The organism is Kitasatospora sp. NPDC041988 (assembly GCF_055588525.1).
The window spans coordinates 145,675-159,449 of sequence record NZ_JBVJCO010000005.1 but is presented as its reverse complement, the minus strand read 5'-3'; the positions used below and the strand labels follow the sequence as shown (position 1 = coordinate 159,449).

The 13,775-nt window shown below is 75.9% G+C and carries 10 protein-coding genes; 6 read left to right on the top strand and 4 right to left on the bottom strand.

What is annotated here, in order from left to right:
• Positions 1–81: 81 nt before the first annotated feature.
• From ACZ6NC_RS07860 to ACZ6NC_RS07850, 3 genes are all read right to left on the bottom strand, one after another.
• Positions 82–291, bottom strand: a complete 210-nt coding sequence (locus ACZ6NC_RS07860) for a hypothetical protein (RefSeq protein ID WP_465730073.1) — start codon at positions 289–291, stop codon at positions 82–84.
• 5 nt (positions 292–296) lie between these two features.
• Complete coding sequence (locus tag ACZ6NC_RS07855; RefSeq protein ID WP_465730071.1) at positions 297–3,467, bottom strand: SNF2-related protein; 3,171 nt, start codon at positions 3,465–3,467, stop codon at positions 297–299.
• Between the two features lie 280 nt (positions 3,468–3,747).
• A complete protein-coding gene (locus ACZ6NC_RS07850) occupies positions 3,748–4,710 on the bottom strand; it encodes a LysR family transcriptional regulator (protein ID WP_465730069.1) in 963 nt (320 codons plus the stop codon).
• A 159-nt stretch (positions 4,711–4,869) separates the two neighbouring features.
• Here ACZ6NC_RS07850 and ACZ6NC_RS07845 point away from each other — a divergent pair, with 159 nt between their 5' ends.
• The 3 genes from ACZ6NC_RS07845 (at position 4,870) to ACZ6NC_RS07835 (ending at position 8,389) form a co-directional block, all read left to right on the top strand.
• Entirely contained in the window at positions 4,870–6,438 is a 1,569-nt protein-coding gene (locus ACZ6NC_RS07845) for a class I adenylate-forming enzyme family protein (protein WP_465730067.1), read from the top strand.
• A 163-nt stretch (positions 6,439–6,601) separates the two neighbouring features.
• Positions 6,602–7,981, top strand: coding sequence for an MFS transporter (locus tag ACZ6NC_RS07840; RefSeq protein ID WP_465730065.1), 1,380 nt, complete (start codon positions 6,602–6,604; stop codon positions 7,979–7,981).
• Positions 7,982–8,182: 201 nt separating this feature from the next.
• Positions 8,183–8,389 carry a hypothetical protein gene (locus ACZ6NC_RS07835; RefSeq protein WP_465730063.1) on the top strand — a complete coding sequence of 69 codons (207 nt, stop codon included), beginning with the start codon at positions 8,183–8,185 and terminating at the stop codon, positions 8,387–8,389.
• A gap of 124 nt (positions 8,390–8,513) precedes the next feature.
• On the opposite strand, the gene ACZ6NC_RS07830 is transcribed toward ACZ6NC_RS07835, so the two are convergent.
• Positions 8,514–10,250 (bottom strand): serine/threonine-protein kinase, encoded by a 1,737-nt coding sequence (locus ACZ6NC_RS07830; RefSeq protein ID WP_465730061.1) that lies wholly within the window; start codon positions 10,248–10,250, stop codon positions 8,514–8,516.
• A gap of 571 nt (positions 10,251–10,821) precedes the next feature.
• On the opposite strand from ACZ6NC_RS07830, the gene ACZ6NC_RS07825 reads away from it, so the two are divergent.
• The 3 genes from ACZ6NC_RS07825 (at position 10,822) to ACZ6NC_RS07815 (ending at position 13,629) form a co-directional block, all read left to right on the top strand.
• Entirely contained in the window at positions 10,822–11,013 is a 192-nt protein-coding gene (locus ACZ6NC_RS07825) for a YegP family protein (protein WP_465730059.1), read from the top strand.
• Between the two features lie 130 nt (positions 11,014–11,143).
• The gene (locus tag ACZ6NC_RS07820; RefSeq protein ID WP_465730057.1) at positions 11,144–12,394 is read left to right on the top strand and encodes a glycosyltransferase family 4 protein; all 1,251 of its coding nucleotides are present in this window, start codon (positions 11,144–11,146) and stop codon (positions 12,392–12,394) included.
• On the top strand, positions 12,391–13,629 hold the full coding sequence (locus tag ACZ6NC_RS07815; RefSeq protein ID WP_465730055.1) for a glycosyltransferase: 1,239 nt from the start codon (positions 12,391–12,393) through the stop codon (positions 13,627–13,629). The genes ACZ6NC_RS07820 and ACZ6NC_RS07815 overlap by 4 nt, the downstream gene beginning before the upstream one ends.
• Positions 13,630–13,775 lie beyond the last annotated feature (146 nt).

Below are 13,775 nucleotides of genomic sequence, written 5' to 3'. Positions count from 1 at the left end.
GGTGGCGGCTCCGTCGGCGCCTCGGTCGGTAACTCGGCCGGCACCTCGGTCGGTGGCTCGGCGGGTGTGCCGGCCGGCGGCTCAGCCGGTGCCGGTGAAGCGCCGGTAGGCCGGTCCGAGGGCGGCCTCCAGGGGCCGTCCTCGGACGGTGAGGCCGGAGGGGCCCAGGTCGTCGACGGCCGGGGCGACGGGGTCGGTCCCGTCGGCACCGGCCGGGGCGGCCGGGACGCGGCCCTGCCAGAAGGTGTCGAGGCACTCGGCCAGCGGGCGGTCACCAGGGGGAGGCGGCACGGCGGTCACTCTCCGATCGCGTCGGCGGACAGGGTGAGCAGCTCGCGCAGCCGCTCGGCGGACAGCTCGGCCAGCCACTGCTCACCGCCGCCGATCACGGCGTCGGCGAGGCTGCGCTTCGCCGCGAGCAGGCCGTCGATCCGCTCCTCGACGGTGCCGACGCAGACCAGCCGCCGGACCTGCACGTCGCGGTGCTGCCCGATCCGGTGCGCCCGGTCGGTGGCCTGGTCCTCGACGGCCGGGTTCCACCAGCGGTCGAGGTGGATCACCTGGTTGGCGGCCGAGAGGTTGAGGCCGGTGCCGCCCGCGCGGAGCGAGAGCAGGAAGACCCTTGGCCCGTCCGGGCGTTGGAACCGCTCGACCAGCTCGTCCCGCCGCCCCTTGGGCACACCGCCGTGCAGGTAGGCGACCTCCTCGCCCAGCCTGCGCCGCAGGTAGGGCTGGAGCATGGTGCCGAACTCGGCGTACTGGGTGAAGACCAGCGCCCGGTCGCCCTCGGCCAGCGCCTCCTCCAGGAGCTCCACCAGCCGCTCCACCTTACCCGACCGGCCAGCCAACTCCGTCCCGTCGTGGAGGAGTTGGGCCGGGTGGTTGCAGACCTGCTTGAGCCGGCCGATCGCCGCCAGCACCGCGCCCTTGCGCTCCACCCCGCGGATGCCCGCGAGGCGCTGCAACAGGTCGGCGACCACCGCCCGGTACAGGCCCGCCTGTTCGGCGGTGAGGTTGCAACGGACGGTGAACTCCTGCTTGGCGGGCAGGTCCTGGGCGATCAGCGGGTCGCTCTTGCTGCGGCGGAGCAGGAACGGACCGGTCAGCCGCCGCAGCCGGGCCGCCACCTCCGCGTTGCCGGACTGCTCGACCGGGATCGAGAACCGCTCCTTGAAGGACTCCGCGCTGCCGAACAGCCCCGGATTGGCGAAGTCGAGGACGGCGTGCAGCTCGGCGAGCCGGTTCTCCACCGGCGTGCCGGTGAGCGCGATGCGGGGGCCGGAGCGCAGCGAGCGGATCGCCCGGGACTGCCGGGCTGCCGGGTTCTTGATGTGCTGCGCCTCGTCGGCGACGATCCGCCGCCAGCGGACCCGGCGCAGCTCGGCGACGTCCCGCTGGACCAGCCCGTACGTGGTGATCACGAGGTCGGCGGAATCGTCGGGCACGGTGCGGTCGGCTCCGTGGTGGACGTGCACGCGCAGGCCGGGGGCGAACCGGGCCGCCTCCCGCTGCCAGTTGCCGACCAGGGACATCGGACAGACCAGCAGGGTCGGCCCGGCCCCGCCGCGCTCCTGCTCCAGGGCGAGCAGGGCGAGGGTCTGCACCGTCTTGCCGAGGCCCATGTCGTCGGCCAGCACCGCGCCCAGACCGAGCCGGCCGAGGGCGTCCAGCCAGGCCAACCCCCGCCGCTGGTAGGGACGGAGCGTGCCGGTGAAGCCGGCGGGCAGCTCGGGGACGCGGGAGGCGGGGCCGGGCCGGCCGGCCAGCAGCTCGCCGATCGGACCGGTGGCGTGGACGGCGGTGACGGGCAGCCCGTCCACGGCCGCGCGGTCGTCGACGGCCAGCCGGAGCAGCTCGGCCGGCTCCATGGTGCCGCTGCCGTGCTCGGCCAGGAACCTCACCGCGGCGGCGAGTTGGGCCTGGTCCACCTCGATCCAGCGGCCGCGCAACCGGACCAGGCCCTGCTGGGCCGCCGCCAGTTCGGCCAACTCCTCCTCGGTGAGGGTGAGTTCGCCGAGGGAGAGCTGCCACCGGAAGTCCAGGACGTCGTCCCGGTCGATCTGCGCGGTGCGCTTGACCGCGCCCGGCACGGTGGCCGGGGCCGCGGTGAGGGCGAGCCCGAGCCGGGGGCGCCGCTGCCACCAGGCCGGGAGCAGCACGCCGAAGCCGGCCCGGGTGAGGGCGGGCGCGGCTTCGCGCAGGAACCGCAGGGCGCCCTCGCGGTCCAACTCGACGCCGGTCGGGCGGGGGCCCAACAGGGCGGTGCGCAGCGGCGGGTGGACGCGGGCGGCGCGGTCGAGCTCGGCGAGGTAGGCCGCGGCCGGGTCGGGGACGGTACGGGCGAGGGCGGCGTACCCCGCCTCCTCGGACCACAGGTCGACGGCGGGGACGACCAGGGACGGGCGGTCGACGGCCTGGGCCAGCAGGTCGAGGCGCCAGACGTCGGGGGCGGCCTCGCCCGGGGCTTCGGAGTCGGGGGATTCGAGGGAGGGGGCTACCGGGCCGGGGGCTTCGACGTCGGGGGCTTCGACGTCGGGCGCGAGTGGCTCGGTGAGGCGGAGGTTGAGCCGGAGCGGGCTGCCCGCGGGGCGGGCGGCGTGCCAGGCGGCAAGGCGCTCGGGCAGGCCGGCCGGTGGCGGCCCCGGGAGCCGGCCGTCGGCGGACCAGAGGGCGGCGAGCCAGGGCTCGGCGGGCGGTTCGAGGTCCGCGAGGGCGGCCCGGGCCTCGCAGTCGACCAGGGTGTCCAGCAGCGCGGTGGCCAGGCCGGAGCCGGTGGGCCCGGCCTGGGCGGGCGCGGAGGCGTGGTGCTCGGCGCGGCAGACGGGCGGGCAGCCGGCGGCCAGGGCGGCCAGCTCCCGCCGGGCCGGGGCGTCGGGGGCCGGCCGCCACCGCGCGGCCCACACCCCCGGCGCCTCCTGGTCGAGCACCGGGAGCAGCCGCCCGCGCCCGACCAACCGCCAGGCGAGGTCGTGCACGGCGGACAGCCAGCGCAGCGAGGCACCGTAGGCGAGCTCGACGAATGCGCCTCGGGACTCGCCGCCGGACCCGCCGGCGGGCTCGCCGCCGGGGAGTTCGACGGTCGCGCCTGACCAGTGCGGGTCGTGCAGCGCGCCCAGCAGCTGGGCCGCCTCGGCGGCGTCGAACAGCAGGGCGGGCACCCGCCAGGGGCTCAGCGCCGCCCCGCGCGGCGCGCTGCCGACCGGGAGATCCGGGGAGGGGACTGGCCGGTCGCCGAGGGTCGGCAGGAGCAGTCCCGTCCAGCGTTCGGCGCCCTGCCCTGCCAGCCACTCCAGGCCCGGCCCGATCGCCCCCAGCAGCCGCGCGACCTCCCCTGCCGAGCACGCGAACGGATGGGCACCGCCCTCGGCGCGGCGGGCGGGCGGCCGGCCGTTGCGGTAGGCGTGCGCATCCTCCGCCCAGAGCGCGAGGCGGCCGTCGGCCCGCCAGAGCGCGTGCAGGGCGTACATCGGGTGGGCCTTCCGGAACGGCGGGACAGCGGGCCTCCCACCCTAACCGCGAGGTCGGACAACCGGGCGGGCGCGCGGACCGGGCGGCGGCAGCCCCCTCGCACGGCCGGGCGAGCGCAGGCGGTCCATCACCGAGACCACGTCCAGCAGGCGCGCACCACACACCGGCGGACGGCGGCCTTCGGCAGGCCCGGGCGGTGGAGGGCAAAGGCACTCGCCGACAACAACGGGGGCCCGAAGCTCACCGCCGCTTCCACGAGGTCCTCCGGGCAGGAGCAGATCAACCACCCCTGGCGGCATGCCGACCAGTGCCATCCGCAACAGCGGGCCCCGGCATGAGTACGGCCGCTCGGTTTCCCGCGTCCACACCGGTCCGGCGGAAGTGACGGACCGCGAAGGCGCCGAAGAGCCGGGCGGCGGCGGACCGGGGAGCGTCCCCGTCGCGGACGAGGCACAGCTCGCGGTGGCAGTCGGGCCCGGCGAGCCGCACCCAGCGCAGGGGCGCGCGGACGTCCGAGGCGCGGGCCATCGCGGGCAGCAGGGCGACACCCAGCCCGGCGGCGACCAGGTTGACGACGGCGCCGGGTTCGTCGCCCTCGCAGACGATCACCGGGTCGACGCCCGCCGCCGCGAAGAGCCGGTCCGCGAGGGCGCGCTGCCAGTGGCCCCGGCTCGGGGTGACGAACGGCTCTCCGTCCAGTTCGCCGACCGGCACCTCGTCGCGTCCGGCCAGCCGGTGGCCTTCCGGCACCGCGAGCAGCACGTCCTCCCGCAGCAGCAGTTCGGAGACCAGCCCTGGCCCCACCAGCGGCTGGGAGGCGAGGCAGAGGTCCACCTCCCGGGTGCGGAGCCGGCGTGCCATCGCGTCGACGGAGGACTGCCGCACCCGCACCTCGATGCCGGGGTGGGCGGCCCGGAAGCGGGCCAGCAGGTCGGTGACGGTCAGCAGGGTCTCGGTGGCCAGCGCCACCCGGCCGCCTCCCTGCGCCGCCTCCGCCAACTCGCTTTTCCCGTCGTCGAGTTCGCGCAGCGCACGGTCGACCCGGCGGAGGAAGGCCGCGCCGTGGTCGTTGAGGTGGATGCGCCGGCCCCGGCGGTCGAAGAGCCGGACCCCCAGCTCTGCCTCCAGCCGGGCGATCGTCCGGCTCACCGAGGGCTGGGCGACGCGCAGTTCCTCGGCGGCCCGGCTGATGTGCTCGTACCGGGCCACGACCTGGAAGCAGCGCAGCGCGGGCAGATCCATGGGCTCTCCCCCTCCCCCGGGCGTTGCTCATGACTCGGAAGGCATCATCTCATGCCGTATTCGGTCTTGGAGTTGATGAAGGGCGCTCACCTAGCCTCCGAGGAGGGGATCCGGCCGGGCCACTCACCCCCGACACCACCACACCGAAGGAGCCGCCTCATGTCCGCCAACCTGCCTCCGGCGCCCGAGAGTTCTTTCGAGAGTTGTTTCGAGGGTTACGTCGAGGCCGTCCTCGCGGTCCTCCGTCGCGCCCCCGACCGGGCCGCACTGGTCACCGCCGACGGCGGCACCGTCCCGGCCGGTGAACTCCACGACGATGTCCGGCTGTTCGCCGCCGTTCTCGCGGGGCACGGCGTCGGCCGGGGAGACACCGTGGCGCTCCTCACCGATGACGGGCCGGAGGCGATCGTCGCGCGGTACGCCGCGAACCTGCTCGGCGCTCGGGTGGCCTTCCTCGGCGCGGGCATGTCCCCGGTGGTGCAGGCGGACATCGTCAGGAGCGTGGACGCACCCGTGCTGCTGGTCGGTCCGGCCCGGTCGGGCGCGGCCGAGGCACTGCTCGCCCGGGTGCGGGTGCCGGTGGTGCTGCCGCTCGGCGCCACCGTGCCGCCGGGCGACGCGGCCGAGGCAGCCGCCCCCGCCACGACGGCGGACCCCGTCCGGGCGCAGGACGACTGGTGCCTGCGCTTCACCGGGGGCACCACCGGAACCCCGAAAGGCATCCCGATGGCGCACGGCCCCTACCGGCAGCTGCTCGACCGCCTCGCCGGCCGGATGCGGGCCGGCGCCCCGCCCCGCGTCCTGGCCTGCACCTCACTCGCCCACATGGCCGGCATCCTCGCCGACGCGGCACTGCTCGCCGGAGGGACCGTCGTACTGCGGCCCGGCTTCGACCCAGGCGACGTCCTCGCCACCCTGGAGCGGGAGCGCATCACCGAGGTGTGGCTGCTGCCGCCCCTGCTGTACCAACTGCTGGACCACCCGGCCGCAGCCGGCACCGACCTCTCCGCCCTCCGGCGGCTCTTCTACGGAGGCACCCCCGCCTCCGCCGAGCGGCTGCGACAGGCCGCCGAGGTGTTCGGGCCGGTGCTGCACGGCTGGTACGGCCAGACCGAGACGGGGTCGATCACCGAGGTCGGGCCGGACGAGCACGCGATCACCGGCCCCGGCGGCCGGATCACCGCCGGCCGGGCCGATCCCGGGGTGGAGATCGAGATCCGCAGCCCGGCCGGGGCCGTCCTGCCCGCCGGCGAGAACGGGGAGATCCACGTCCGCACCCCGATGGTGATGAGCGGCTACTGGCGCCGGCCGGACCTCACCGCCGAGGTGCTGCAGGAGGGTTGGGTCCGCACCGGGGACGTCGGCCACCTCGACGGCGCGGGCTACCTCCACCTGGTCGACCGGCTGAAGGAGATGGTCATCGTGGTGGGCGGCCATGTCTACCCGGCGGAGGTGGAGCAGGCGCTGCTCGCCCACCCCGCCGTCGCCCAGTGCGCGGCCTTCGGCGTCCAACGGTCGGACGGGACGGAGGAGTTGCACGTCGCGGTCGTCCCGGCGGGCGACCGGCAGGCGGACGGCGTACTGGTCCGCGCCTGGATCACCGACCGACTGGGCGCGATGTACGCACCGGCCGCCGTCCACGCCGTGGACCACCTGCCGCTCACCGACGTCGGCAAGCCCGACCGCAGGCTGCTCCGCGCGACGCTCGGCGGCGCCGGCGGGCGGTAGGCGGGCAGCAGTAGTAGGCCTCGGTAGGCGGCAGGCGGCAGGCGGCAGCGGTAGACGGGCAACGGCGCCGGGAGATCTGTCGACATCAAGTATCTTGACGTCGAGATTCATCTCCGGCAGGCTACTCCCCGAGCACCGGAACGGGAACGGGGAGTGGCGGGCCATGCGAGACAACGGGGGCGGGCTGCTGGCGCAGCTGCGCCGGCCACCGGGCGGGCGGGACGGGCGGATCATGCTGCTCGCCCAGTTCCTGGACCGGGCCGGGACGGGCACGTGGGCGGCGGCCTCGGTGCTCTACTTCACCTTCGTGACGCGGCTGGACGCCCAGCAGGTCGGCCTGCTGCTCGGCGTCGCCGCGGTGGCGGGCATCGCCGGGTCACCGCTGGCGGGGCAACTGGCCGAGCGGTTCCCGGTACGGGGGCTGCTGATCTGGAGTCACCTGCTGCGGCTGGGCGCGATGAGCCTGGTGCTGCTCTGCGACAGCTTCGCCACCCTGATGCCCGTGATCGCCCTCATCTGCCTGGCCGAGCGGGCGGCCAAGACGCTGGAGATGCTCTTCGCCACCCGGGCGACGGGTGAGCGGCGCTCCACCTACCAGGCACTCACCCGCAGCGCCGCCAACGCCGGGTACGCGCTGGGCGCCGGGATCGCCGCGATCGGCCTGGCCGTGGGAACGGAGAACGCCTACCGAGCGCTCGTCCTGGCCAACGCGTTCTCCTTCACGGTGACCGCGGCGCTGGTGTGGCGCACCCGGGAGCCCCAGGGCGGCGGGCGGGTGGCGGCGCGGGCCGGCGCCGCCGCACCGGACACCACGGCGGAGGGGCCGGCGCCCAGCCCCTGGCGGGACGCCGGTTACCTGCGCTTCGTCCTGCTGGACATCCCGATGTGCCTGGACGACTCGCTGCTCAACGTCGGACTGCCGCTCTGGCTGGTGAACCACACCTCGGCGCCGCACGCCTTCGTCCCGGCCTTCCTGGCGCTCAACACCGTGCTGGTGGTCGTGCTGCAACTGCGGGTCTCGGCGCGGGCCGAGGGGCCGCACCGGGCGGCGGCCGCGGTGACGCTGTACGGGGTGGCGATGCTCGCGTGCTGCGTGGTCCTGGCGTTCGGCACCGGCGGCGGGCCCTGGAGCGCGTCGATCGCCCTGCTGGTCACGGCGACGCTGGTGACCGCCGCCGAGCTGGTGCGGTCGGTGACCTCCTGGGAGCTGGCGGTCTCGCTCGCGCCCGTCCGGGCCCGGGCCTCCTACCTGGGCGTGGCCGGCATGGCCCAGTCCGTCCAGAAGTCCGCCGGCCCGCTGCTGCTGACCGGCGTGGTGATGGCGGCCGGCCCGGCGGGCTGGCTCGGACTCGGGGCGGCGGTCGCCGGCCTGTCCGTCGTCCAGCGGCGGGCCTGCGAACGACGGCTGGCGGCCATGCCGCCGACCGGCGAGGCGGGGCCGGTACCCGTGCCCGTGCCGGCCGACGGAGCGGCTGCCGAGCCGGCGGGCGACGCGGCGGCTGCGGCGGGCCGGGCCGAACGCCCCGCGACGGGCCGCCACTGATCCGAATGCGCGGCCGGCTCACCCGGCCGGGTCATCTCCGTCACCCGTTCGCACCGCTCCGGTGGCGAAAACGGCCGGTCCGAGGCCTTTCGCATGCCAACGTTTGCGGGGCACCCCCGCAGGGCGCCTCTGAGGCCCGCCCCGGGCCCGGTCCGGCCGCAAGGGCGGACTGAAGAGCTGTGATGACCTGGAAGGCTTGAGATGTCCGTTCGTGGAACGCTTTGCAAGTTCGCCGTCACCGCTGTCCTGGCTGCCGCGGCCGCGGTCGCCGTGCCCACCACGGCGGTGGCGCACAGCGAGGCCCCGCAGCCGTCGTCGGCGTCGGGCCTCGCCACGGGCGCGGCCTCGGTCGGCCTCTTCGGCCCGAAGATCAGCTGGCTGGAGGCGTACAGCCGGAGCAACGGCTGACCGGCCGCACCCCTGTCGCCCGGACGCCCCGACCGCACCGCGCGGCCGGGGCGTCCGGGCGCCCGCCCCGGCCGGGCGGTGACCCCTTCACGGCGGCCCCGGGGCCGGCCGGGTCGCGCCGAGATCAGGGCAGCTTGCCGAGGGCCTTGGTCATCAGCGCCTCGCCCACACCGTCGGGCGGGAAGGGGGACGACTTCGTGGCGAAGAACTCGACGAGATACCCGCCCTTGCTGGTGGTGACCTTGTCCACGACGGCCGGCGCGTAGGTGGTGCCGTTGTGGCTACAGGTGTAGGTCTCGCGGCGGGCCACCACGTCGCCGCCGATCGCCGGGGCCGGCAGGGCCTTGACGGTGACCTCGCAGCTCTGGGGGTCGCTGCCGAACTTCACGTCCACGGTGTACGACGGGCACCCGCTCAGCTGGTCCCGGATCGCCTGCATCGTCCGGGCGATCTCGGCGGCGTCGGCCTTCTTGAGCTGCTCGTTGAACGAGTAGTGCTCCTTCGAGCCGGTCCCCGGGCTGTAGTAGTACTCCGCGGTGTCGTCCTCCGTGTGCTTCCAGCGGGTCTCCCGATTGCGGGCCTCGCAGGGCCAGGAACCCGAGGCAGGACGGCCGTAGCCCATGTCCCCCGCCCCGAGGTTCTCCTTGTAGCCCGCCGGCAGCTCGCTCTTCTGGAGCAGCTTGGCCCGGATCGCCCGGGGCTCGGAGAAGTAGGGCACGGCGAAGGCCACACCCAGCGCGGCGGCTCCCGCGACGAGCGACGCGGCGATCACCACCCACGGCCCCCGCCGCGGCCGGTCCGCCGTCACCCCCGGGGCGGCGGCCGCCTCGGGCGCGGTGACCGCCTCGGGCGCGGTGGCGGACGGTGCGGGCGCCGGCGCGGGAGCAGTGAGCCCGGCGTACGCGTCGATGACGCCCGCAGAACCGGCATCGCCCGCCACTGGTCCGGATACAGCAGCCACCGGCGACGGAGCAGGAAGCACCGGACCGGGAACCACCGGCCCGGGAAGGCGGGCACCGGCGGGCTGTCCCAGCAGCGCGGCGGCCTCGTGCAAAGTGAGCCTGCGCCGGGGGTCCTTGGCCATCAGGCCCTCGATCACGGGCGCGAGCGCCCCCGCGCGGCGCGGCGGCGGCGCCTCGTCCGAGACCACGGCCAGCAGCGACGCGGTCGGGGTGCCGCGCTGGAACGGGGACCGACCCTCGACCGCCTGGTACAGCGAGACGCCGAGCGAGAAGAGGTCCCCGGCCGGCCCGTCCTCCTGTCCGTGGAGGCGCTCGGGCGCCATGTACTCGACCGACCCGATGACGGCGCCCGTCGCGGTGAGCGCGGTGTCCTCGTGCCGCAGGGCGATGCCGAAGTCGGTCAGCAGCACCTGACCGTCATCGGCGAGCATGATGTTGGCCGGCTTCACGTCCCGGTGGACGATGCCCGCCGCATGCGCCGCACCCAGCGCCGACAGCATCGCGGCGCCGATCCGGGCCACCGCCTCGGGCGCCAGCGGCCCGGCCGCCAGCCGGTCGGCCAGCGAGCCCCCGGTGATCAGCTGCATCACCGTCCACGGCACACCGTCCGCCACGACCACGTCGTGCACCGCGACGACATGCGGGTGGTCCCGCAGCCGGGCGGCGCTACGGGCCTCCCGTTGCGCCCGGACCAGCCGTTCGTCGGCCTGGGCCGGGCTCATCGAAGGGGCCAGCCAGACCTGCTTGACGGCGACGTCGACATGCAGAGCGGTGTCGGTCGCCTGCCAGACCTGCCCGAAGCCGCCGGCCCCCAGCCGCCGGACCAGCCGGTATCTGCCGGCGATGACCAGGCCCTCGTGCTCCCCCTCGCCCGCCACCCCGTCGCGCACGGCTGCCACGCATACCCCCTCGTCGACCGGCGCCATGATAGCGACCGACCGTCACCGCCCCACCGGGACGGTCGTGTTCACCGCCGCCACACCCGCACCCCGCCCGCCTCACGGGGCTCGGGAAGACCGATCGCACCCGGGCCGGGCCCCGCGGGCTCGGGTGACCACGAGCAGCAGGTCGATGCCGGTCACCCGGAGAAGCCGACCCGGGCCAGCCGCGTGTTGCTCTGAGTACCCGTCAATCGTCGGCGAGACAGGTCGAAGACGGAGGGTGGTTGCTGCTCCTGGCGAACGGCCTGATGGTCGACGCAGTCTGTCGCACGTTGAGGCGCGTGGATCAGCCGGGCAGCACTCGGCCTCCGGCGGCGGGAACACGAGGCTGTCATGAGCATCGGTCCGGTCCCCTGGTCGCCCCGGTGACGGCCCCGGGGCCGGGCAGGCGGGACATCGCGTCGGCCCGTGGAGAGCGGCCGTGACCCGTTCGGCGGAGACCCGAATGCCTCGGCTGACAAGCAGCAGGAGGCCCTGGGGCCTACGTTGCCGTTCGAGGGGGCTCCCTGAACGAGAGGTGTCAACTGACATGGCTGGAAAGTTCGAACTGTACACCGACGACACTGGCATGCACCGGTTCCGGCTCAAGGCGAGCAACGGCTCCGTCGTGGTGACCGGCGACCCGCAGGAGAGCCGGGACGACTGCATCAGGAGCATCGAGTCGATCCGCAAGCTCGCGCCCTACGCGGAGCTCAAGGAGTCGGCGGCCGGTCCGGCCTGAGCGGGCGCCCGCCGGTGACGGCGGGGTGAGGGTGGGAACGCGGGTCGGCGGGACAAATCGCCGACCCGCGTTCGTTTGTACGACAGATCCCTTTGGCCGCCTGCACGCCGGACCCGGACACAACTCAGGCATGCGCGTCGCCATCGTCACCGAATCCTTCCCTCCCGAGGTCAACGGAGTCGCCCACAGCGTGCTGCGGACGGCCGAGCATCTGGTCCGCCGGGGCCACCAGCCGCTCGTCATCACCCCGGCACCCGCGCGCGGCGCGGACTGCCCGCCGCACACCTTCGGGGCCGGCCCGACCGCCGCCGAGCTGCCGGTCGTCCGCATCCCCTCCGTCCCGCTGCCCGGGTACCCGCAGGTGCGGATCGCCCTGCCCAGCCGGCAGCTCACCGCCGCCATCGCCGGGCACCGGCCCGACCTGGTCCACCTGGCCAGCCCGTTCGTGCTCGGCGCGCGCGGCATGCAGGCCGCCGCCCGGCTCGGCGTCCCCGCCGTCGCCGTCTACCAGACCGACCTCGCCGGCTACGCGCACGCCTACCGGGCCGGGCGCGGGCTCGGCGAGGCCGCCGCCTGGCACCGGATCCGCGCCATCCACCGGGCCGCCGCCCGCACCCTCGCGCCGTCCACCCCGGCAGCGCAGGACCTCACCGCGCACGGCGTGCCCAGGGTCCGGCTCTGGCCGCGCGGGGTCGACTCGGTCCGCTTCCACCCGCGCCACCGCGACGAGGCGCTGCACCGGGCACTCGCCCGCGGCGGGGAGGTGCTGGTCGGCTACGTCGGGCGGCTCGCGCCCGAGAAGCGGGTCGACCTGCTGGCCGCCACCTCGGCGCTGCCCGGGGTGCGGGTGGTGGTCATCGGCGACGGGCCGTCCGCCGCCGGGCTCAAGGCCGCGATGCCCGGAGCGGTCTTCCTCGGCCGCCGGACCGGTGACGAACTCGCCCGCTGCTTCGCCACCTTGGACGTGTTCGTGCACACCGGTCCGCTGGAGACCTTCTGCCAGACCATCCAGGAGGCGATGGCCAGCGGCGTCGCGGTGGTCGGCCCCGCTGCCGGCGGCCCGCTGGACCTCGTCGCCCACCACCGCACCGGCCTGCTGGTACCGCCCCGGGACGGCGCCGCGGTCGCCCGGGCGGTCGGGGCGCTGGCCGCCGACGCCGGCCTGCGGGCCCTCTACGGGCGCGCCGGGCGGGCGGAGGTGACCGCCCGCACCTGGGAGGCGGTCGGGGACCTGCTGCTGCGGCACTACGCCGAGGTACTGGCGGAGCACCGGGGGGTCGACGTCGCCCCGGACGTCCCGGCCGCGCCGACTGCCCCGGCCGCCTTGATTGCGGACGCCACGGCGGTGGACGCCCCGGTGGCGGAGGAGCTGTCGGCATGACCGGACACGGGAGCCCGCTGCGGATCGTCCGGGTGGCGAACTTCGTCACCCCGGTCTCCGGCGGGCTGCGGACCGCCCTGCGCCACCTCGGCGCCGGCTACCGGGCCGCCGGGCACCTCCCGGTGCTCGTCGTGCCCGGCGAGCGCCGCAGCGAGGAGGAGACCGAACAGGGCCTCGTCGTCACCCTGCCCGGGCCGGTCCTGCCCGGCAGCGGCGGGTACCGGCTGCTCACCGACCGGCAGGCCGTCGCCCACGAACTGACCCGGCTCGCGCCCGACCGGCTGGAGGTCTCCGACCGCACCACCCTGCGCTGGACCGGCGGCTGGGCTCGGCGGCACGGCATCCGCTCGGTCATGGTGTCGCACGAGAGCGCCGCCGGGCTGCTCCGCACCTGGGGCCTGCCGGCCCCGCTCGCCGGCGCCGCCGCCGACCGGCTCAACGGCCGGACGGCGCGGGCGTACGACACCGTGGTCTGCACGACCGACTGGGCGGCGGCCGAGTTCCGCCGCCTGGGCGTACGGAACCTCGCGCGCGCACCGCTCGGTGTGGACCTCTCCGGGATGCGGCCGCCGGAGAGCGGGGACCGGGCGGAGGAGCGCGCGCGGTACGCGGAGCCGGGTCAGGTGCTGCTGGTGCTCTGCTCGCGGCTCTCCACCGAGAAGCACCCCGAGCGGGCGGTCGACGCCCTCGCCGAACTGCGCGCGCGCCGGGTGCCGGCCGTCCTCGCGGTGGCCGGCACCGGACCACTCCGCTCGCGGCTCGCCGCCCGGGCCGCCCGGCTGCGGCTGCCCGTGCACTTCCTCGGGCACGTCGGCGGCCGCGACGCCCTGGCCCGGCTGCTCGGCTGCGCCGACGTGGTGCTCGCCCCGGGGCCGGTGGAGACCTTCGGCCTCGCCGCGATGGAGGCGCTCGCCTGCGGCACGCCGGTGGTGGTCAGCCGCTCCTCCGCCCTCCCCGGGCTGGTCGGGCCGGCCGGGGTGGCCGCGGAGGACACCGGCGCGGGCTTCGCGGACGCGGTCCGCGCGCTCCTCGCCCGGCCCGAGTCCGCTCGCCGCAGTACGGCCCGCGCGCAGGCGGAGCAGTACGGCTGGCCCGCCGCCGTCGCCGCCTTCCTCGCCGCCCACGGCGCGGGGGCGAGGGCGGGAGGCACGGGCGGAGGTGCCGGGGACGCGGGCGGAGGTGGCGGAGGCGGAGGTGCCGGCGCGGCTTCCCGGGCGGGCGAGGGGAACCGGTAGCGCGGGAAGTCGGACGGGCCGACTTCCCGCTCCGGCGGCGAAGGACGGGAATCGGGAGGCACGCGGTGAGCACGGTCATGGTCGGGGACGAGGGGGGCAGGACGGTTCCGGGCGGGGCGCCAGGGGCAGGCGGGCGGCGGGTGGCC

What these genes read in the sequence shown, in the direction of transcription:
- ACZ6NC_RS07855 (WP_465730071.1), bottom strand. Translation starts at nt 3,467, where the DNA reads ATGTACGCCCTGCACGCGCTCTGGCGGGCCGACGGCCGCCTCGCGCTC.
- ACZ6NC_RS07850 (WP_465730069.1), bottom strand. Translation starts at nt 4,710, where the DNA reads ATGGATCTGCCCGCGCTGCGCTGCTTCCAGGTCGTGGCCCGGTACGAG.
- ACZ6NC_RS07845 (WP_465730067.1), top strand. Translation starts at nt 4,870, where the DNA reads ATGTCCGCCAACCTGCCTCCGGCGCCCGAGAGTTCTTTCGAGAGTTGT.
- ACZ6NC_RS07840 (WP_465730065.1), top strand. Translation starts at nt 6,602, where the DNA reads ATGCGAGACAACGGGGGCGGGCTGCTGGCGCAGCTGCGCCGGCCACCG.
- ACZ6NC_RS07835 (WP_465730063.1), top strand. Translation starts at nt 8,183, where the DNA reads ATGTCCGTTCGTGGAACGCTTTGCAAGTTCGCCGTCACCGCTGTCCTG.
- ACZ6NC_RS07825 (WP_465730059.1), top strand. Translation starts at nt 10,822, where the DNA reads ATGGCTGGAAAGTTCGAACTGTACACCGACGACACTGGCATGCACCGG.
- ACZ6NC_RS07820 (WP_465730057.1), top strand. Translation starts at nt 11,144, where the DNA reads ATGCGCGTCGCCATCGTCACCGAATCCTTCCCTCCCGAGGTCAACGGA.
- ACZ6NC_RS07815 (WP_465730055.1), top strand. Translation starts at nt 12,391, where the DNA reads ATGACCGGACACGGGAGCCCGCTGCGGATCGTCCGGGTGGCGAACTTC.